Source organism: uncultured Stenotrophomonas sp. (genome assembly GCF_945952405.1).
Lineage (GTDB): Bacteria > Pseudomonadota > Gammaproteobacteria > Xanthomonadales > Xanthomonadaceae > Stenotrophomonas.
Genome location: NZ_CAMFIA010000002.1, coordinates 88,550 through 107,326 on the forward strand (window position 1 = coordinate 88,550; position 18,777 = coordinate 107,326).

Annotated in this window: 17 protein-coding genes; 7 read left to right on the forward strand and 10 right to left on the reverse strand. The window is 67.3% G+C overall.

Features of this window, described 5'->3' with window-relative positions; genetic code table 11:
- Nucleotides 1-149: 149 nt before the first annotated feature.
- Nucleotides 150-1,586: a serine hydrolase domain-containing protein gene (locus Q0P60_RS02770; protein ID WP_294988001.1), complete on the forward strand. Its 1,437-nt coding sequence runs from the start codon at nt 150-152 to the stop codon at nt 1,584-1,586.
- 192 nt (nt 1,587-1,778) lie between these two features.
- Nucleotides 1,779-3,887, forward strand: a complete 2,109-nt coding sequence (locus Q0P60_RS02775; RefSeq protein ID WP_294988003.1) for a TonB-dependent receptor — start codon at nt 1,779-1,781, stop codon at nt 3,885-3,887.
- Between the two features lie 46 nt (nt 3,888-3,933).
- Here Q0P60_RS02775 and Q0P60_RS02780 read toward each other — a convergent pair whose 3' ends face one another.
- From Q0P60_RS02780 to Q0P60_RS02790, 3 genes are all read right to left on the reverse strand, one after another.
- The gene (locus Q0P60_RS02780) at nt 3,934-4,452 is read right to left on the reverse strand and encodes a hypothetical protein (protein ID WP_294988005.1); all 519 of its coding nucleotides are present in this window, start codon (nt 4,450-4,452) and stop codon (nt 3,934-3,936) included.
- Nucleotides 4,453-4,929: 477 nt separating this feature from the next.
- A complete protein-coding gene (locus tag Q0P60_RS02785) occupies nt 4,930-5,313 on the reverse strand; it encodes a nuclear transport factor 2 family protein (protein WP_294988007.1) in 384 nt (127 codons plus the stop codon).
- A 54-nt stretch (nt 5,314-5,367) separates the two neighbouring features.
- Nucleotides 5,368-5,943: a TetR/AcrR family transcriptional regulator gene (locus Q0P60_RS02790; protein ID WP_294988009.1), complete on the reverse strand. Its 576-nt coding sequence runs from the start codon at nt 5,941-5,943 to the stop codon at nt 5,368-5,370.
- Nucleotides 5,944-6,012: 69 nt separating this feature from the next.
- Between Q0P60_RS02790 and Q0P60_RS02795 the strand changes: the two genes are divergently transcribed.
- Entirely contained in the window at nt 6,013-6,558 is a 546-nt protein-coding gene (locus Q0P60_RS02795; RefSeq protein WP_294988011.1) for a thioesterase family protein, read from the forward strand.
- A gap of 6 nt (nt 6,559-6,564) precedes the next feature.
- Here the strand turns inward: Q0P60_RS02795 and Q0P60_RS02800 are convergent, their stop codons facing one another.
- On the reverse strand, nt 6,565-7,695 hold the full coding sequence (locus Q0P60_RS02800; protein WP_294988013.1) for an agmatine deiminase family protein: 1,131 nt from the start codon (nt 7,693-7,695) through the stop codon (nt 6,565-6,567).
- A 104-nt stretch (nt 7,696-7,799) separates the two neighbouring features.
- On the opposite strand from Q0P60_RS02800, the gene Q0P60_RS02805 reads away from it, so the two are divergent.
- Nucleotides 7,800-8,678, forward strand: coding sequence for a LysR family transcriptional regulator (locus tag Q0P60_RS02805; protein WP_294988015.1), 879 nt, complete (start codon nt 7,800-7,802; stop codon nt 8,676-8,678).
- Here the strand turns inward: Q0P60_RS02805 and Q0P60_RS02810 are convergent.
- Nucleotides 8,656-9,441: an SGNH/GDSL hydrolase family protein gene (locus Q0P60_RS02810; protein ID WP_294988017.1), complete on the reverse strand. Its 786-nt coding sequence runs from the start codon at nt 9,439-9,441 to the stop codon at nt 8,656-8,658. The two genes, Q0P60_RS02805 and Q0P60_RS02810, sit on opposite strands and share 23 nt — an antisense overlap.
- 49 nt (nt 9,442-9,490) lie before the next feature.
- Nucleotides 9,491-10,450, reverse strand: a complete 960-nt coding sequence (locus Q0P60_RS02815; RefSeq protein ID WP_294988019.1) for a DUF2268 domain-containing putative Zn-dependent protease — start codon at nt 10,448-10,450, stop codon at nt 9,491-9,493.
- Between the two features lie 144 nt (nt 10,451-10,594).
- On the opposite strand from Q0P60_RS02815, the gene Q0P60_RS02820 reads away from it, so the two are divergent.
- Nucleotides 10,595-11,578, forward strand: coding sequence for a hypothetical protein (locus tag Q0P60_RS02820; RefSeq protein ID WP_294988021.1), 984 nt, complete (start codon nt 10,595-10,597; stop codon nt 11,576-11,578).
- Nucleotides 11,579-11,591: 13 nt separating this feature from the next.
- Here the strand turns inward: Q0P60_RS02820 and Q0P60_RS02825 are convergent, their stop codons facing one another.
- The 4 genes from Q0P60_RS02825 to Q0P60_RS02840 all read right to left on the reverse strand — a co-directional run bounded on the left by Q0P60_RS02825 (nt 11,592) and on the right by Q0P60_RS02840 (nt 16,183).
- On the reverse strand, nt 11,592-11,912 hold the full coding sequence (locus Q0P60_RS02825) for a hypothetical protein (protein WP_294988023.1): 321 nt from the start codon (nt 11,910-11,912) through the stop codon (nt 11,592-11,594).
- A gap of 199 nt (nt 11,913-12,111) precedes the next feature.
- A complete protein-coding gene (locus tag Q0P60_RS02830) occupies nt 12,112-14,574 on the reverse strand; it encodes a prolyl oligopeptidase family serine peptidase (protein ID WP_294988025.1) in 2,463 nt (820 codons plus the stop codon).
- A 140-nt stretch (nt 14,575-14,714) separates the two neighbouring features.
- Nucleotides 14,715-15,044 (reverse strand): hypothetical protein, encoded by a 330-nt coding sequence (locus tag Q0P60_RS02835; protein WP_294988026.1) that lies wholly within the window; start codon nt 15,042-15,044, stop codon nt 14,715-14,717.
- Nucleotides 15,045-15,253: 209 nt separating this feature from the next.
- Complete coding sequence (locus Q0P60_RS02840) at nt 15,254-16,183, reverse strand: LysR substrate-binding domain-containing protein (RefSeq protein ID WP_294988028.1); 930 nt, start codon at nt 16,181-16,183, stop codon at nt 15,254-15,256.
- 120 nt (nt 16,184-16,303) lie between these two features.
- On the opposite strand from Q0P60_RS02840, the gene Q0P60_RS02845 reads away from it, so the two are divergent.
- A complete protein-coding gene (locus tag Q0P60_RS02845; RefSeq protein ID WP_294988030.1) occupies nt 16,304-17,656 on the forward strand; it encodes a D-serine ammonia-lyase in 1,353 nt (450 codons plus the stop codon).
- 14 nt (nt 17,657-17,670) lie between these two features.
- Nucleotides 17,671-18,774, forward strand: a complete 1,104-nt coding sequence (locus Q0P60_RS02850; RefSeq protein ID WP_294988033.1) for a serine hydrolase domain-containing protein — start codon at nt 17,671-17,673, stop codon at nt 18,772-18,774.
- Nucleotides 18,775-18,777 lie beyond the last annotated feature (3 nt).

Consider the following 18,777-nt stretch of genomic DNA (forward strand, 5'->3'; position numbering starts at 1 on the left):
CCAATCGACAGGCAGCCGGGCAGGGGCCCGGCTGCTGTTGCTCCCCGCCGTGCTGCGCATGATGCGCCGTGCATCGGCCCGGCGCCGCAGGCTTGACCCTGCGCGGGCCGCTGACCAAGATGCGCCATCGCCGCTGATGGATCACCGCGATGTACCGCATCCGTGCTGCCGCATTGCTCTGCACCCTGTGTGCCGTTTCGTTCGCTTCGGCAGGTGAGACCGCTGCCGGGCCTTCACCCCAGCTCGATGCCCAGCTGCAGGCCAACCGCGAACGCTATGGCATCGCCGGCCAGGCCGTACTGGTCGCGCACAACAGCCAGGTCCTCTATCAGGGCGCCAGTGGCGAGCGCGACACGGCCACGCATGCGCCCGCCACCGTCGATTCCATTTTTGTCGCGCAGTCGATGGCCAAGCTGCTGACCAGCACCCTGGTGATGCAGCTGGTGGACCAGGGCAAGGTGGATCTGGACGTGCCGGCCAGTCGCTATGTCCCGGACCTGCCGGCCGCATGGCGCACGATCCCCGTCCGCGACTTCCTCAACCACAGTTCGGGCATCGGCGAATACTACGACCGCGTCGACGACCGCTGGGTGAGCAAGGGCTACACCGGCTTTGCGCCGGACCTGGCCGCCGCATTGAAGGTGGCCGCCGCGGCGCCCATGCAGTTCAGCCCCGGCAGCCGCGTGCAGTACACCCAGGCCAACTACCTGGTCCTGACCGCCTTGCTGGAGGCGCAGTACCGCAGGCCCTACCCGGCGATCGCGCGCGAACGCATCCTGCAACCGCTGGACATGCGCAGCACCTCATGGGGTGTGGCGAGCGTGCCGGTGCAGCGCGTTGCGGTGCCGTACATCGGCAAGGACAACCGTTTGCAGCCGGCCAATGAAGAGCCGTGGCCGACCTACGGCTGGGGCCATGCCGACCTCGAGACCACCGTGGGCGACATGAACCGCTTCCTGCAGGCACTGGCCAGCGGCAGGCTGGTGCGCACATCGACGCTGGAAACACTGTGGCAGCCGCAGAAACTGGCCGGCGGCGGCAGCAACTTCTTCTCCACCGGTTGGGACACCACCCGCCGCGACGGTTACACCCAGGTCGGCCACGATGGCGGCACCCGGGTGCGCGTGCGCCTGGCCTACAAGGACACCCTGGCCAGCGGCTACTGGGTGTTCGTCTACCTGACCAATGGCAGCGCCCGCAATGCCTGGTCGAGCACGCTGGTGGAAAGCACGATGGCGATGGCCGCGCCCGATGCGTTCCCGCATGCGGTGCTGTCCGAGCGCCTGATCGGCTACGCGCTGGATGACCGTGCCGATGCGGCAGCGGCCATGCGCGCTTGGCTGCGCGACGGCAACAAGGTTGCTGCCAGCGAGCTGGAACGCGCGATCAACGCCGACGGTTACGCCATCCGCCAGAATCTCGGTGCACGCCGTGCGCTGAAGGTGTTCTCCCTCAACACCGAGCTGTATCCGGACTCGGCCAATGCCTGGGACAGTCTGGCCGAGTGCCACGCGGCATTGGGAGAAAGCGAAACCGCCGAACGCTTGTATGCGAAATCGAAGGCCCTGGCCAAACCCGGCCTGTAGGACCGGGCCCACGTTCGGCTTCGCTTTGGCTGGAATGGCTTTGGCTGGAATGGGCGCCGGAGCGAAGCGCAGCCGAGCATGGGCTCGGCGCTACTGGATGGCGACGCACCGCGCCCATACGCGGGCGGCGGGTGACGCGGCGCGCTCGACCTGTTAACTTGCGCGCCACTTTTCTGGTTTACAGCCTCCTGCATGTCGCTCTCGCCGTACCGTCCCGCCCCGTCGCTGCTGTTCCTGGCCGTTTCGCTTGGCCTTTCCGCTGACGCCTTCGCTGCCCCGCAGGCCACCACGCTGGACGCGGTACGGGTCACCGCCGCCGATGCCAGCGCGCAGGCGCGCGAGGCGCTGAAACGCGTTCCTGGCGCCGGCAATGTCGTCGACGTGGCCAAGGCCGACAGCCGCCTGTCCAGCAGCGCCGACGTGCTGGCCTACCAGCCGGGCATCAGTGCGCAGTCGCCGGGCAACGAAGGCACCAAGGTCTCGATCCGCGGTTCGGGCATCAATCGTGGGCCGGGCGCACATGCGTCCGGCATTGCCGTATCGATCGATGGCCTGCCGTTGACCGGCCCCGGCGGCACCCCCTACGAACTGCTCGAGCCGTTGTGGTTGTCACGCGTCGAGGTCCTGCGCGGTGCCAACGGCTTCGAGCGCGGCGCGCTGGCGCTGGGCGGGGCCATCGACTACGTCAGCCGCAGTGGCCGTGATTCGGCCGGCGTGCAGCTGCATTACGAAGCCGGCAGCCGTGGTTACCAGAAGCGCGGCATCAGCTGGGGCGGTGTCAGCGGTGACGTCGACTACTTCCTGGCCTACACCGACACCGAATTCGACGGTTACCAGCAGCATGCGCGCGGTGACGGCAGGGGCGCGATGGCCAACATCGGCTGGCAGATCACGCCGGACCTGCAGACGCGCTTCTTCGTGCGCTACCGCGAAACCCACCATGAGACGCCCGGGCGCCTGACCCGCGACCAGATCCGCAACGATCCACGTGCCGCAAACCCGGCCAACCTGGCCATCGATGCGCGCCGCCCGCAGCCGGGCAGTACCTGGGTAGGCAATGTCACCACGCTGCAGATCGATGAGGCGTCCTCGCTGCAGGCCGGGCTGGTCTATCACGCGTATCCGATGGACTTGAACGAGAGCCTGTACCGCCAGCAGCTGGACTACGCCAACCTCAATGCCACGCTGGACTATCACCACCGCCACCGCCTGTTCGGCCTGGACAGCGAAACCACGCTCGGCCTGCGCGTGACCCATGACCTGGACGCCGATGTGCGCGAGTCGCTGCGCTTTGCCAGCAATGGCTATGCCGCCGGCACACGCACCCGCGATTTCCGCCATCACGGTACCGACAGCACGCTGCACGTGAGCAACAGCCTCGCCCTTAACCAGCGCCTGCGCGTGCAGAGCGGGCTGGCCCTGATCAACACCCGCCGCGACGTGCAGGTGACCTGGCCCAGCAGCGGTGGCCGCCTGCGCGACCACGACTGGAACCTGGCGCCACGCCTCGGTTTCACCTGGCAGCACAGCGCGCAGACGCAGTGGTTCGGCAACCTCAGCCGCTCGCTGGAAGCGCCACATCCGTGGTCGATGATCTGGGGCTCGAACCAGTACTTCGGGCCGGGCAATGGCCCGTCCACCGGCCGCCAGCGTGCGCCGGTGCCGATGCAGAACCAGACCGCCACCACGCTTGAACTGGGCGCGCGCGGTGACGCCGCGCTGGGCCGTTGGGAACTGACGGGCTACTACGCACACGTCAACCACGAGCTGCTGAGCGTCGAACTGCAACCGGTGCCGAACCTGTTCATCGCCGAGAACAATGCCAGCCCCACCCTGCATCGCGGCATCGAAGCCGGGTTGGACAGCACGCTGTGGCAGGCCGCAGCAGGCCGCCTGTCGCTGCGCCAGGCCTATACCTTCAGCGACTTCCGCTACCGCCACGATGCGCGCTTCGGCAGCAACCGCCTGCCTGGCCTGCCGCGCCACGCCTACCACGCCGAACTGCGCTTCGACCATGCCTCCGGCCTGTATGCCGCGATCAACACCGAATACGCCTCGCGCATCGCGGTGGACTACGCCAACAGCTACTGGGCCGACAGCCATGTGATCTTCGGCAGCCGCATCGGCTATGACGCCCCCGGCGGTCGCTGGCAGGCCTGGGTAGACGTGCGCAACATCGGCGACCGCCACTATGCGGCGACGGTCACGCCCGGCTACAACGACGCCGGCAAGGATGTGGCGCGCTCGACGCCGGGTGAAGGCCGTGGCGTCTATGCAGGCGTGCGCTTGCGCTTTGATTGAAAGCCGCCGGCGGCGCCGGGTGTCATCCGGCGCCGCCGGCCACGACTCAGCCGATCCGCCAGCGCGGCATGCGCTCAGCCTGGCGCCACAGCGGTCGCGCCAGCCCCCACAGCACCAGCGCCGCAACCCATTTCGGCGAGGTGCCGAGCAGCGTGTCGAGCCAATGCACCTCGCCCACTACGGCCTCGTCCTGCCACGGTTTGTAGCCGAGGTAGATGATGCTGCCGGCCCACCACAGCAGGGCGGTCCCGCCGATGATCATCAGCAGCGCGCCGCTGCGGCAGGTCCAGCACTGCGACGTCGTGCCCCATTCCCGTGACATTGCCAGCAGCACCGCCACCAGTGCCAGCGTGATCAACACCACCAGGGCGATATCGACCCTGGGGCCGATCCGCTGGTAGGTGCAGTCACAAGGCGCCTGCACAGCCGTGCCCTCACTGACCGCCACCACGGCCTCCCGCGGCGGCGGCGGCGGCGCCTGCGCGATGGCGCAGGCGGGCAGCAGTGATGCCCACGCGCAGAACGCCAGCGCCAACCCGCGCCACCACCCCTTGCTCGATTTCACAGCGCAATCCATACGCAACCCCTCCTGATCCAGATGTGATGTTGTCCGACCCGATCCTGCGTCAGACAGATAGCAGAATGCCGCCGACTGCGGCAGCGCTCATCGCGCCCTGAAAACCTTAATCAGGCTCGCAGCCCTTGGTACCAGTACCTGCGCGCCTGCCCCAGGCGCAGTGAAAAAACCCGCACTGCAGGCAGCGGCCAGACCGTATGCGACACACCTGCCCGCCCCCATCCCTGCTCGTGCATGCCCGGCAGGCGCACGCGGGAGACATGTCGGGATCGCTTCATCCGCCACGCGTGCTGCAGTGGGCGAAGCAGTCTGGAAATCGCGGAAGCTGATATTGCATGCGGACATCCTTGCCGGGCACGCGTAGACGGTGACGGGCGGATTCTACCGCGACGGGCCGCCGCTTCCACTCCGCGCACAGGCGGCCCCTGCCAGGTGATTGGGACAGGTGATCGGGATCGGCCGCGCTCAGCTGCGGTCGACGATCCGGGCGATGCGGTCGCCAACGAACAGGAACGCGCTCTGTCCCTGCAACTCCAGCACGGCACCTGCGCGCGGCCCGTCCGGAATGTCCTGCGCAAACACGCCGCGCCAGCCGATCCCCGCCGTGGCCTGGTTGCCGTCGAACACCAGCGACAGCAGGCGCTGCTCGCGTTCACTGAACATCTGCGCCGACTGCCGCGCCAGTTCGCCGAATGCGTCCACGCCTTCGGTGGCCAGCGTCATCCGGCCGCCACTGTGATTCTCGAATCGCACGTTGTGCGCCAGCACGGCCAGCATGCCGTCGATGTCGAAGCGGTTGTAGGCCTGCAGGTAGTGCTCGATCAACCGGCGGCGTTGCGGTTCGTCCATGGGGGGTGTCCACGGCTGGGGTCAGCGCGAGTCTCGCCTGCCCACCGCGGCCGATCAAGGCCGTGCCGCGGCCTTCAGCAGCTGCGCGGCAACCTGGTCGAACGGGGCAATGTCCTGCAGCGCGCGGCACATCGCCACCGCGCCTTCAACACTGGCGATCACCAGGCTGGCCAGCTCGGCGGCCCGGGCCGGTTCATGGCCCTCGTCGATGAACGCCGCGGCCAGATGCCCCTGCCAGCGCGCGAACACCTCGGCCGCTGCCGCGCGGGGTTGGCTGGGCATCGCCTCCACCGGTTCCTCGACGGCAGCAGCCAGCACCGGGCAACCGGCGCGGAAGCCGGAGCGCAGCAGGCGTTCCCGCCACAGTGCCAGGAACTGCCGCAGGCCCTGCATGGCTCCGCCCTTCAGCAGGTCCACCAGCAGTGCCTCCACCTTGTCGCCGGCCCTGTGCGTGGCACGCGCCAGCAGCTCCTGCTTGCCGCCAGGGAAGTGGTGGTAGGTGGAGCCCAACGGTGCCTCGGCCAGCTTCGTCACTTCGCGGATGCTGGTGGCATTGAGGCCGACCCGCGCCAGCATCTGTGCCGCCGCATCAATCACGCGTTGAGGGGCATCAGAGGGGCGTGGGCTCACGGCAGTCTCCTTGCTAAGACAGTCGTCATAGATTAGCGTACCGGCGGCTCTATAACAGTCGTCATAGTCATGAATCTCTGGTTCCGCCTGCTCCACCTGCTGCTGTGCAGCCTGTTCCGGCCGAAGCTGGAGGCCCCGTTCGGGGTCTCGCGGCTGCAGTTCCGGGTGTTGCCCAACGACCTGGACAGCAACCTGCACATGACCAATGGCCGCTACTGGAACATCTTCGACCTGGGCCGGCTGGACCTGATCCTGCGCATGGGCCTGGGCCGGGTGGCGCTGCGCGAGAAGTGGGCGCCGATCGTCGGTGCCGGCACCATCCAGTTCCGCCGCGAACTCAAGCCGTTCCAGCGCTTCACCCTGGAGACGCGGCTGGTTGGCTGGGTCGGCTCGCGCGGCATCATGGAGCAGCGCGTGCTGATCGGCGCAGAACAGAAGATCGCGACCCGCGCATTGCTGGTCACCGGCATCTACGACCGCCGCGCGCGCCAGTTCCTGGGCATGCCGAAGATGATGGAAGCGATCGGCGTGGTCGCCCCGCCGTCGCCGCCGCTCAGCGCGGCGGCCGAAGCCCTGCTGGCCGCCGACGCTGCGCTGAAGCAGGACCACGCCTGATCCGCGTCAGCCGACCCTGGGCATGTTCTTGGTCACGCAGTGGATGCCACCACCGCCGCCGGCGATCGCATCGATATCCACCTGTTCGATCACACGGCCCGGGTACAGGTCCTCAAGCAGCTCACGGCAATAGCCGTCGGCGGCGTCATCGCCGAACTGCGGTGCGACCACCGCGCCATTGATCGGCAGGTAGTTGATGTAGCCCATCGCCAGATCGTCGTTGTCACGGGTATGCACGTTGTCGCGCGCATCCAGTGGCGGCGGCAGCGTGTGCACCTGCAGGCGGCGGCCATCGGCATCGGTGGCCTCGCGCAGGATCCGCAGATGCTCGCGGGTCAGGTCGTGGTCGTAGGATTGCGGATCGTTGTCCAGGTTGGCGATCACCACACCCGGTCGCACGAAGCGCGCGTAGAAGTCCACGTGCGCATCGGTGATGTCCCTGCCGGCGATACCGGGCAGCCAGATCACCTTGCGCAGGCCGAGGTGGTGCTTCAGTTCGGATTCGATGTCCGCGCGCGACCAGCCCGGATTGCGATTGCGGTTGACCCAGCAGCTCTCGGTGAGGATGGCGGTGCCGTGGCCGTCGACTTCAATGCCACCGCCCTCGCCCACCAGATCGCTTTCCAGCAGCGTGGCACCGGTCACCTGCGCCAGCCACGGTGCCACCGCGCCGTCGTCCTGCGCACGCTGCTTGCCACCCCAGCCATTGAAGTTGAAGTCGACCAGGCCCAGCCCGCCCTGGCCATCGGTGACGAAGCAGCCGCCGTAGTCGCGCACCCAGATGTCATCCAGCGGCACCTCGAGGAACTCGATGTTGTCGCGGCCGCAGCGGTCCTGTGCCTGCTTCCGTTGCGCCGGGCGGCACAGCACGCTGACCGGCTGGTGCCCGGCGATGGTGCGCGCCAGCCGGGCCACGGCCGTGTTCACCGCGTCCGCCTGTGCGCCCCACACCCGCGGCTGCGCGGCGAAGGCCAGGAACACCCTTTCCTGCGCGCCATGCTCATCGGGCATGCGCCAGATGCCCGCGCGCGGGCCGGCCGCAGCCAGGCGACCGGACCCGGCCAGGCCCAGTGCGGCCAGGCCGCCAAGACCGGCCGCGCCTGCCAGCTGGGTAAGGAAGTGACGACGGGTGTTCATGCGTGGCTCCAGGGCCGTTCGGGGGTTGAACCATGCTGCGCTTGCCGAGCCATAAGGACAAACGATAGATTCAGCCATCTATTGAACAGTTTTACTTATTGATAATGCTCAAGCACTGGCCGCCACTGAACGCCCTGCGTGGTTTCGAGGCCGCCGCCCGGTTGGGCAGCTTCCATCGCGCCGCCGAAGAACTGCATCTGAGCCAATCGGCAATCAGCCAGCAGATCCGCGGCCTGGAGGACTCACTGCAGCAGCCCCTGTTCTTCCGCCAGGGGCGCAGCGTCACCCTCACCGATGCCGGGGTTGACCTGCTCGAGACCACCCAGTCCCTGCTGCGCCAGCTGGCCAGTGGCATCCGCCGGCTCGATCAGTACCGCAAGCCGAATCAACTGATCGTCAACACCAGCCCGGCCTTTGCCCGCCACTGGCTGGTGCCGCGGCTGGCGGCATTCCATCAGCTGCATCCCGGCGCTGACCTGTGGCTGCTGACCAGCGAAGAAGCGCCGGACATGAGCACGCAGACGCTGGACCTGGCGGTACGCGACGATCTCGACGCACAGGCGCACTGCCAGCACCGCGTGCTGCTGCAGGACCGCCTCTATCCGGCCTGCCATCCGTCACTGCTCGCCACCCCTGTGCACGCACGCCTCACCCTGCATGGCGAGCGCGAGATGGACTGGAGCCAATGGCAGGTGCAGGGCGGTACTGATGTCGGCCAGCGCCGCGAAGGCATGAACTTCTCCGAACCGGGGCAGCTGCTCGATGCCGCCTGCGAAGGGCTGGGCATTGCCCTGGTCAGCGAGTTGCTGGCCGCACGTGCGTGCGCGCAGGGCCTGCTGCAGCCACTGGATGCGCTGCGCGTGCGGGGCCCGCGCTGGAGCTGGCTGGTGCATGAGGACAGCGCGGCCGACCCGCTGGTGGGCAGCTTCTGCGAATGGTTGCTGGCCAGCCTGCCAGCGGCTACTTCGCCAGTGCGCGGCTGACCGCCGCTTCGGCCAACGGCGTCATCAGCGCATAGCCCTTGGCCGTGGGGTGTACGCCGTCGTCGGCCAGTTGCGGGTCCAGCCCGCCCTGTGCATTGGCCATCGGCGTGTAGTAATCCAGGTACACCAGCTGTTGTGCATCGGCATAGCGCTTCAGTGCCGCGTTCAACGCCCGCACCTTGGGGGCAGGCGCGGTGCCCGGCAGCCACGGGTAGTCGCTGACCGGCAGCACCGAAGCCAGCACCACGCCGATACCCTGCGCGCGCGCCAGTGCCACCATCGCGTGCAGGTTGTCCTCGATCATCGCCTGGGTCGACGGACCGGTGTTGCCTGCGATGTCGTTGGTGCCAGCCAGGATCACCACCACCTGGGGATGCAGCGCCAGCACGTCCTGCGAAAAACGCAGCAGCATCTGCGCGGTGGTCTGGCCGCTGATGCCACGGTTGAGCCAACCCTTGCCGGGGAAGAAACCGGCACTGCCTTCCCTGCCCCAGCCTTCGGTGATGGAATCGCCGTAGAACACCACGCGCGGATGGCCCGGCGTGGCCGCAGGCAGGCGCAGGTTGGCGTCACGATAGTGCTGCAGCTGCGGCCAGTCGGCGAGGCGCTGCTGCATGAACTGCACCTCGTCCGGACGCAGCTGTTCGACCGGGGTCTGCAGCAACGGATTGACCGCAGCCGTTTCGGCGGCGCGCAGCGCGTCCGTCATCGCCAGCCCCAGCGCCAGGGTGACCGCAGTGGCCAACACAACCGTTCTACGCATGCACGTTCTCCAGCAGACCTTCGCTGCAGTCTAGCGCCTGGCCGGGCCTTCATCGTGAGGCGGTGCGCGCCGCCACGCCCGTCACCTTGGCCGGCATCCACATGCCCGGCGTCCAGCCACTGGCGGCCAGGATCGTTTTCGGATTGTCCTGCTGGATCAGCGCGCGCACCGCGCCACGCTTGTCCTTGGCCTGCAGGTAGTAGGCCTTCGCGATGCGATAGCCGACCCAGTAGCCCAGATCGTAGGGTTCCTGCGAGCCAGGCTTGTAGTTGTAGGCCCAGGCCGACAGGTTGGTGCTGTCCATGTCCAGCGCGAAGGCGCTTTCGATATGCACTTCGCGGCCACGTGTCCAGGCCGCATGGCGGCCGTTGCCGACGTTGCCGGAGATCAGTTCGGTGATGAACTCGGCGATGCCTTCGCCCAGTGAAACCCGCAGCACGGTGGCGCGCGGATCACCCGGTTCGAAGTCGGTCTGCGTGGTCTGCTGCACATGCACGTACTCGTGCGCGATCACGTGCACGAAGCGGTCCTGCACGTTCGGATTCATGAAATCCGCCGCACACAGCGCCTCCAGCCCGATGATGACGCCGCCCTTCGAGGTGAGCCCGACCGGCCGGCCACGGCCCACCACCACGCTCACCGGCGGGAACGTCGCCTGCGGATAGATCGCCTGCAGGTTGGCGAACACCTGCACCAGGCGTTGCTTCACCGCCGGCAGTTCGGCCAGGCAGCTGCGGCCATGCGCGTACAGCCCGGGATCACTGGCGATGGCATCGGCGATCCGTTCCGGCGTCACCCGGCGCGCCCTGGCCAGCTCGGACAGGCCGGGGCTGGCTTCGGCCAGATAGCCACGCAGCTGGGCAGTGCTGGGCTTGCCGCCGGCACTGTCATAAAGCGCGTAGAAACGACTGGCGTCGCTGCTGAGGATCTGCGGTCCTGGCGGGGGTGCCGCCGTGGCAACGCCGACGGCCCCGGCACAGGCCAGGGCCAGCAGACAGCGCTGGGTCATGAACATCGCTCCGTCCTTGGTGGAGTGCATGCAAGGCGCGCAATTTACCACTCCCATCGATGCGCCGCAGCAGAAGGATGCGGCCGCGGTGGGGCTATGCCAGACTCACCGCGGCACCCAGCCAGGGATGACGGAGTTCGCACGATGATGATGGTTCCCGCTTACTGGGCGGAGGCCCGCCTGCAGGCCCGCTTCCGCGGCCGGCCGGTGGTGGTGCGCCGCTTTGGCTGGTCCGACGAGAGCCCTGCCGAGGCCCAAGCACACGCTGACCGCCGTGCCAACGAGGCGCTCAATGCCATCCTCGCCGGGCAGGTCCTGCCGCGCCGCGAAGTCCGCAGCAACTACGGCGTGGAAGGCGTGCCGATCCGCGAACAGATCGTGCAGCGCGATGGTGACGTCATCATCACCCGCAACAGCTATGGCGCACTCTGCCTCAACACGCCCGACGTGCTGTTCGCCGATATCGACCACGCGCAGCCACCGGCCGGTTGCGTGATGCCGGCCATCATCGCGGCCGTGCTGCTGTTCGCCGGCGCCATCGTCGGCACCCTGCTCTGGCACTGGCTGGTGGGGCTGGTACTGGGCGTGGCCGCGGTGATCCTGGTCAACGCCGCGATGCTGATGCAACGCAAGCGGCGCCTGGCCGCCGCCGGTGGCGCCGAAGGGGTGGCCCTGCAGCGGGTGGCCGACTTCAGCCAGCAGCATCCGGACTGGCACCTGCGCGCCTACCGCACACCGGCCGGGCTGCGCGTGCTGGCGATGCACGCCACCTTCTCTCCGGAAGACGAACAGTTGCAGGCGTTCTTCAAGGCGCTGGGTACCGACCCCCTGTACGCGCGCATGTGCAGGCTGCAGCAGTGCTTTCGTGCACGCTTGACGCCAAAGCCGTGGCGCGTCGGCCTGAAGTACCGCATCCGCCCACCGGTGGCGGCGTGGTCGGCCGAACAGGCCGGCAACCCGGACCGGCTGGCGTGGATTGCCGACTACGAAAAGAGAAGCGCCGGCTTTGCCGCGTGCGCCTACCTGCGCAGCTTCGGCGATAGCGGACGGACCCATGCCAAGGCCGAGCATGTGCGCGACCTGCATGACCGCCTGTCGCACGCGCAGGACAGGCTACCGCTGGCCTGAGCGCAACGGGAGTTCAGTCAGCGCCCTGCACGAACGGCTGCCCTGCCAGGGTAGTGCCCAGGTGCACCGCGAGCTGCTGCCCGCCCTTCTCGAAGGTCGTTGCGCAGTGCTTTCCGCCCTTCTCGCAGCCGACTTCCGGAAAGCCTTCCAGCGATTCAGGCGCCCCCTGCGCGGGCTTCACCTGCCAACCCGCGGCGTCCAGCAGGCGTTTGGCCTTGGCGTAGGGCATGCCGGCGATGATTCCCAGCTGTGCCAGCTCGGCAGGCAGCGGCTGGGCATGGGCCGTAGCGGCCAGGATCAACGACACCGTTGCAGCAAGGAAGATGGCTTTCATTGCACCGATCCGGAACGAACTTCCAGGCTCAGCCTAGCCCATCTGCAGGGCGCGGGAATGTGCCGGTGACACGTCGTTACCGAGTCTCCACAGTTGCTTGCAAAGCACTTGCATCTGTTTACAGGCGAACACGCCGCCGAGCGTGGGCGCGGCTCTACAGGATGCAGGAAGGCCGCCCTGGGGCGGCCTTCCGGTTCGCTTACTTTGCGTTCTTCACGTAGGTGTCGAACCAGTTCAGCATTTCCGACACCAGCTGTTCATTCGACTCCAGCGCGGTGTACCAGTGCGGCTCGTTCGGCAGCATCACCAGGCGGGTGGTACCGCCGTTGCCGCGGATCGCCTGGTACAGCTTGCGCGACTGGAACGGCTCGGTGCCCGGGTTGGCGTCATCCTCGCCGTGGACCAGGAGCAGCGGCAGCTTGATCTTGTCGGCATAGAAGAACGGCGACGCCTTCAGGTACACGTCCTGCGCCTGCCACACCGAGCGACGCTCGTTCTGGAAGCCGAACGGGGTGAAGGTCTTGTTGTACGAACCGCTGGTCGCCACGCCTGCCTTGAACAGCGTGGTGTGCGCGATCAGGTTGGCGGTCATCAGGCCACCATGGCTGTGACCGGTCACGCCGATCCGGTTGCGGTCGACCACGCCCATGTCCACGGCCTTGTCCACCGCCGCCTTGGCATCGGCCTCCAGCTGTTCCAGGTAGGTGTCATAGGCGTTCTTCGGATCGCCCACGATCGGGAACGAGGCGTTGTCGATGATCGCGTAGCCGGCCAGCAGCATCAGGCGGTAGGGCTGCAGGCGGGTGAAGGTCTGCTGCGAACCGGACACCTGGCCGGCCTGTGCGGCATTGGCGAAGTCGGCCGGGTAGGCGTACAGGATCGCCGGCACGCGCTGGCCCACCTTGTAGCCCGGCGGCGTGTACAGGGTGAACGACAGGTCCACGCCGTCGGCACGCTTGTAGGTCACCAGCTGCTTCTTGATCTGGCGTACTTCCGGGGTCGGGTCGACCAGCCGGGTCAGCGCAGTGGCGGCGGAAGTGAACTGCGCCTCGCCGGTCTTCGCATCCGCCACGGCCTCACCCTGCTGGCGGATGAAGGCGTTCGGCGGATCGATCACCGACTGGTGCCAGGTCAGGTAGCGCCCCGGCGTGTTGCTGAAGCCAAGGAACTGTTCATAGGCATCGGCGCTGCTGCGGAACAGGCGCTCGCTCTTCAGCGTGCCCAGGTCCAGCCGGTCCAGGAACGGGCGGTCACCCTGTGGCGAGGCACCACGGCCACTGAGGAACACGTGGTTGCCGTCCTGGCGCACCACCTGCGCGCCATTCGGCAGGCGGGTGTAGACCAGGGTACCGGGATTGCCATACAGCTCGTCGCTGGACATGTCCCACAGCAGGCGGCCTTCCTTCTTCGGCTGGTCCACATCGACGATGCGGGTCTGCATCCAGTGGCGGTTCTCGTCGTTCTCGTACTGGAACGCCACGGCCGGATCCGCCGTCCACGCGAAGCCTTCAAAGCGCTGCGCGGTGCGGGTGATCTCCACCGGCTTGCCGTTGAACGGTGCCTTCAGCATCAGCACGCGGTCGCGGTGCGGCACGCTGACCTTCCAGTCGCCCTTGTCCAGCGCTTCGGCATAGACCAGGGTGGCCGGATCGGTGGCGCGCCAGTCGAAGCCGCGCGGGCCCTCCGGCACGCCATGCACCGGCACGCGATCGGCCAGCGGCAGGCTGGCGATCGGCGTGCTGCGGCCATTGCCAACGTCCAGCACGGCCACGTCATTGGCGAAGCGCTGGTAGGTCACCGCGTGCGAGAACGGCGCCTTGATCGACTCGGTCAGCACATGCACGCCATCGGGCGCGGCGTTGACTTCGTTGAACAGTGCCGGCTGCCCGACCGGGCGCACGCTGCCGTTGGCGGCATCGACCACGGCCAGCTGCGAGGCACCGTAGTAGGCGAACAGCTTTTCGTCATGCGCACTGGTCAGCGTGTCGCGCGCTTCATAGGTGCTGCTCTCGCCGCTGCTGCCCAGCGACTCCTGCGCATCCGGGCCGGTCGGCACGCCGCCGTTGGACGGCGCTGGCCCCTGGTTGGCAGGTACCAGCTTCACCAGCAGGTTCTGGCTTCCGCCCAGCCACTGCACGGTGTAGCCGAAGATCGGGTTCAGCTGCACGTTCGGCACCTGCTTCACCTGGCCGGTGGCGGCGTCGCCCACCCATAGCTGCACGCTGGTATCGACCGCGTTCTGGAAAGCGAAGTGGCTGCCGTCGGCCGACCACAGCGCGCCGCCGGCGCAGCCCTGCGGCAGGTTGACCTTGGTCTCCTTGCCACTGCCGATGTCGACCAGGGTGAAGTCGGCCACGCAGGCCGGGATGCCGTAGCCACCGGGCGTGTCATGGCGGCTGCGGTTCTTCGGCTCCAGGCGCACGCCCGCCAGCTTCAGGTACGGCTGGGCAACGCGGCTGATCGACGGATAGGTCTGCGCCGTGGTCAGCAGCAGGCGCTGTCCGCCCGGCGCCACGTTCGGCGCCGGCGGCGGCGGTGCCTTCAGCACCTTGAGCAGCTGCTCCGGCGGCTTCGCGTAATCGGCAAGCGCCGGGCCAGTGGCCAACAGGCCGACGGTGGCAACGGCAATGGCCGCCGCCAGAGAGGTTCGACGGATGAGCATCCTTATCCCCTGGGGTGTGAATGGGAGCCCGAGGACGGGCAAGGGCCCGAATCTAGCACCGCAGGAGCTGTCGTGAATGGGCCGGAAGGACGACTGGCCGGATGGGGCAAAGTGCGGGAGCTGCCAGGCATGGCCTGGCACTACTGCTGGGCGTGCAGGTCCCAGGTCGCCAGGTAATCCGGATCGACCACGATCATGCCGCTGCTGCGCATGCGGTACTCACCGGGTTCGGCCGGCTGGTACTGGTCGAGCATCGGCGGCAGGTAACGCTCGTGGCCATCGTTCTCATCGGCCAGCACCACGCCTTCGTCGGCACTGATGCGCAGGACCGTGCCCGCGTACTGCTCCAGACCCTGCACCTGGCCATCGCCGCCGTAGCGGGTCACCCCGACCAGCACCACCTTGCCGATCATTTCCTCGGCCTTGGCATCGTCCAAGGGAGGAAGAGCCGCATTCAGTTCGTCGCTCATCCTGTACCTCCGCATCGGGTGGAGACATCGTGGAGCCGGAACCGCACAGCCTGCTGGTCTTGAGCCACATCGTGCCGAAAGCGGAACCCTGCTTGCGGCAATGAAGGAAGAGACACGCACCTCGATCGGGAATCCGTGCGTCTGGATCTTGCCCACCAGCGCAGTACGGCCGCGTGAAGCCGCGCCACGTCCATTGATCGTGAGGCAGGCTACGCGCCGCAGGCGGGACCGTAACGGCGATCGCGCCAGGCACAATACGCATCACACTCCGCCTGCAGCCAATCGAGAAATTCGGTTGCATGTGGACTGCCGGCTGGACCGGTGACCGCCACATAACGTGCCGGTGAAAGCAGGCGTTTGCCGCTGAAATCCACCAGCACGCCACGCTCCAGCTCATCCTGCACCAGTGCCATCCGCCCCATCGCCACCCCCTGGTGGTTGACTGCAGCGGCAATCGCCAGGCTGGCGAGATTGAACTCCGGTCCCGCGATGCGGTCCAGCAGCGCTGGTTGATGCATCGCCGCCCACGAGGACCATTCCACGAACGCCGCTGCCCCTGCCCACGGGCTGCTGTCATGCAGCAGCACGACATCCGTGTCGAAGTCTCCCTGCGCCAGGCCCCGATGGCGCGCAAGGTACTGCGGCGTAGCCACAGGCACCAGGTATTCCTGCATCAACACTCTGCAAGGAAGCTGCGGGTAATCGCCATCGTCATAACGGATGGCGATGTCCAAGCCCTCCTCCGCCATGATCCGCGCATCGATCACATCGAATGTCGCCTTGGTCCTGAGCGACACCTGCGGATGCTGCCGGTGAAGACTGGCCAGGCGAGGCATCAGCCACTGCAGCGCGAACGATGGCAGACAGCTCAACTGGATCTCGCGCGCATCGGTGGCCAGCCGGTCAACGGTGACCTGGATGCCTCGAAGCGCTTCGGACACCGCGTGATACAGCTGTTGGCCCTTCGGGGTCAGCGCCAGTCCGCGCGCCAGGCGCACGAACAACGCATAGCCCAGGCGCTGCTCGAGATTGCGCATCTGTTGGCTCACCGCGCTCTGCGTCAGCTCCAGTGCGTGCGCGGCGCGGGTAAAACTGCCGTGCGTTGCCGCCACTTCGAAGACACGCAATGCCGACAGCATCGACGAATCCAGATTCATGCATAAACCCAGCTGATGGACCCATAAGACCGGCTGCCTACCTCGGCGAACGGGCCTGCTATAGCCTGCCATGAAGCCATTCACTTCGGGAAGCAACAGGCCATGACACTTGATACCGCGCTGGAACGGGCGCTGCGGGAGCAGACTCCGCTGGTATGGATCAACCCGCAACGGGCGCCAGGCATTCCGGCTGCAGGTCCTGCACCGTCGCAGCTGGCCGAGGCCGAATCGCGCATGGGTCGTGCCGGCGAGCTGCTGGCCGACCTGTTTGCCGGCGCAGCGTCCTCCCCTCAGGGAATCGAATCGCCCCTGCAGTCCGCTGATGCACTGGCGTCATGCCACCCGCTCCTGTTCAAGGACAGTGGCCCCTTGTTCCTGAAACGCGATGACATGCTGCCAGTGGCCGGCTCCATCAAGGCACGGGGCGGTTTCCACGAGGTGCTGGCACTGGCCGAGCGCATTGCACAGCAGCAGGGTCTCCGCACTGACCCCGGGCACCTGCTGGGAGCGGAGGCGCGCGCGCTGTTCTCGCGCTACACCGTGGCCGTGGGAAGCACCGGCAACCTCGGCATGAGCATCGGCATCTTCGCTGCGGCACTGGGCTTCAGGCCCGTCATCCACATGTCGGTGGATGCCAAGCAGTGGAAGAAGCAACGACTGCGCGATCACGGTGCCAGGGTGGTCGAGCACACCGGTGACTATGCCTCGGCGGTGGAGGCCGGGCGCCGTGAAGCCGGAGCCGACCCGCTCAGTCATTTTGTCGATGACGAGCGATCGATGATGCTGTTCCTCGGCTATGCCGCAAGTGCCCGCCATGTGGTCCAGCAGCTGCGCGATGCAGGCCGCAGCATCGACGCCGGGCATCCCCTGTTCGTCTACCTGCCGTGTGGCGTAGGCGGTGCGCCCGGCGGCATTGCCTACGGCTTGAAGCAGCTGCTCGGGGACAACGTCCACTGCTTCTTCATCGAGCCGGTCGCCTCGCCCTGCATGCTGGTGCAGCTGGCCAGCGGCAGCGATCACCCGATCAGTGTCCATGCGCTGGGGCTGGACAACCGTACCGAAGCGGACGGCCTGGCTGTCGGCCTCGCCTCGCCGCTGGTCGCTCCCCTGATGCGCACGCTGCTGTCCGGTGTCATGACGATCGCCGATGACGATCTGTTCCGCTGCCTGTTCACCGCCCAGCAGCAGTTGGCGGCAACGCTGGAACCGTCGGCGGCGGCCGCGTTGTCCGGCCCCGGATCATTGCTGGCCAGTGAAGCAGGACGACGCTATATCGATGCACTCGCCGTCGCCCCCTCGGACATCACCCACCTGATGTGGAGCACTGGCGGCTCGATGGTACCGGCACACGAACACGCCGCCTTCCTGGCCAGGGGGCGCGCCCTGCTCGATTCCGAACCGGGCTGGTTCTGGAGAGCCTCCAGCGATGCCGCTGCCCATGGCCGCCTGCCATGATCGATGGCAGCCGGATGCAATCACTGCTGGAGCGGATCGCTCCGGAACAGGTTCCGGGCATCTGGGTAGCGGTTGGTCGCCATGGCCGGATGCTCTGGGAAGGTGCCGCTGGCTGGTCGGATATCCAGCAGCGGCGCCCGGCAGCACCGGGACTCGCATTGGGCATCGGAAGCATCACCAAGACCTGGATCGCAGTGCTGGTCCTGCAACTGGCCGAGGAAGGCCGGCTGTGCCTGCACGATTCCATCGCGCAACATCTTCCCGCGCAATGCCTTGATGGCATCGCCAATGCTGCGCACGCCAGCATCGCTGACCTGCTGGACCACCACAGCGGCATCTTCAGCTGGGAGGATGCACCCGACTGGATCCGCCGGGGCCGTGGCATCGACATTGCACCGGGCAGACCATGGAGCGCCGACGAGCCACTGCAGTATGTGCGCGGCCGGGCGGCAGCGGCGCCTGTGGGCGAAGCATTCCACTACTCCAACAGCAACTTCACCCTGCTGGGCCTGCTGATCGAGCAGGTCAGTGGGCGTTCCCTGGTGGAAGTGCTGCAGCAGCGGATACTGCAGCCCCTTGGGCTGACTGCCACCTGCCTGGAAGGATTCGGGCCATCGGTGCACCAGCTGCGCGCGAAGCGCTACCACTGGCGAACGGCCGAGTACCTCGCCAGCGCAGGCCTCTGCCCGCAGTTCCCTGTCATCGACAGTGATCGCATCGACGTGTCATCCAGCGATCTCTCGGTGGAATGGGCTGCCGGCGGGCTGGTCTGCCCCACCCACGAACTGCTGCGGTTCATGATGGCGCTGGCCGACGGCCGGCTGCTTTCCGCGGCGGGCATGCAGGCCATGCAACGCTGGCGAGCGGCGGGCGAGCGCGGTGAAACCGGGCGTGGCCTGTTCCGCATGGCAACCCCCGAAGGCAACGTGCTGGGTCATGATGGCAATGTCCTCGGCAGCAGTGCGAGTGCCTGGTGGTTCGAGCAGGCAGCGTGCACCGTCGCCATCCAGGTCAATATCGGTTCGATGCACGCCGGCCCTGCGGCATGCAGTGCCGGCAGGTTGTTCCGGACCCTGGGCATTGCCCGCCTGGCGCTGCAGATGTGCAGCGCCGGCTGAGCC

Coding starts and splice junctions, on each gene's coding strand:
- Q0P60_RS02770 (WP_294988001.1), top strand. CDS start 150: ATGTACCGCATCCGTGCTGCCGCATTGCTCTGCACCCTGTGTGCCGTT.
- Q0P60_RS02775 (WP_294988003.1), top strand. CDS start 1,779: ATGTCGCTCTCGCCGTACCGTCCCGCCCCGTCGCTGCTGTTCCTGGCC.
- Q0P60_RS02785 (WP_294988007.1), bottom strand. CDS start 5,313: ATGGACGAACCGCAACGCCGCCGGTTGATCGAGCACTACCTGCAGGCC.
- Q0P60_RS02795 (WP_294988011.1), top strand. CDS start 6,013: ATGAATCTCTGGTTCCGCCTGCTCCACCTGCTGCTGTGCAGCCTGTTC.
- Q0P60_RS02800 (WP_294988013.1), bottom strand. CDS start 7,695: ATGAACACCCGTCGTCACTTCCTTACCCAGCTGGCAGGCGCGGCCGGT.
- Q0P60_RS02805 (WP_294988015.1), top strand. CDS start 7,800: ATGCTCAAGCACTGGCCGCCACTGAACGCCCTGCGTGGTTTCGAGGCC.
- Q0P60_RS02810 (WP_294988017.1), bottom strand. CDS start 9,441: ATGCGTAGAACGGTTGTGTTGGCCACTGCGGTCACCCTGGCGCTGGGG.
- Q0P60_RS02815 (WP_294988019.1), bottom strand. CDS start 10,450: ATGACCCAGCGCTGTCTGCTGGCCCTGGCCTGTGCCGGGGCCGTCGGC.
- Q0P60_RS02820 (WP_294988021.1), top strand. CDS start 10,595: ATGATGATGGTTCCCGCTTACTGGGCGGAGGCCCGCCTGCAGGCCCGC.
- Q0P60_RS02825 (WP_294988023.1), bottom strand. CDS start 11,912: ATGAAAGCCATCTTCCTTGCTGCAACGGTGTCGTTGATCCTGGCCGCT.
- Q0P60_RS02830 (WP_294988025.1), bottom strand. CDS start 14,574: ATGCTCATCCGTCGAACCTCTCTGGCGGCGGCCATTGCCGTTGCCACC.
- Q0P60_RS02835 (WP_294988026.1), bottom strand. CDS start 15,044: ATGAGCGACGAACTGAATGCGGCTCTTCCTCCCTTGGACGATGCCAAG.
- Q0P60_RS02840 (WP_294988028.1), bottom strand. CDS start 16,183: ATGCTGTCGGCATTGCGTGTCTTCGAAGTGGCGGCAACGCACGGCAGT.
- Q0P60_RS02845 (WP_294988030.1), top strand. CDS start 16,304: ATGACACTTGATACCGCGCTGGAACGGGCGCTGCGGGAGCAGACTCCG.
- Q0P60_RS02850 (WP_294988033.1), top strand. CDS start 17,671: ATGCAATCACTGCTGGAGCGGATCGCTCCGGAACAGGTTCCGGGCATC.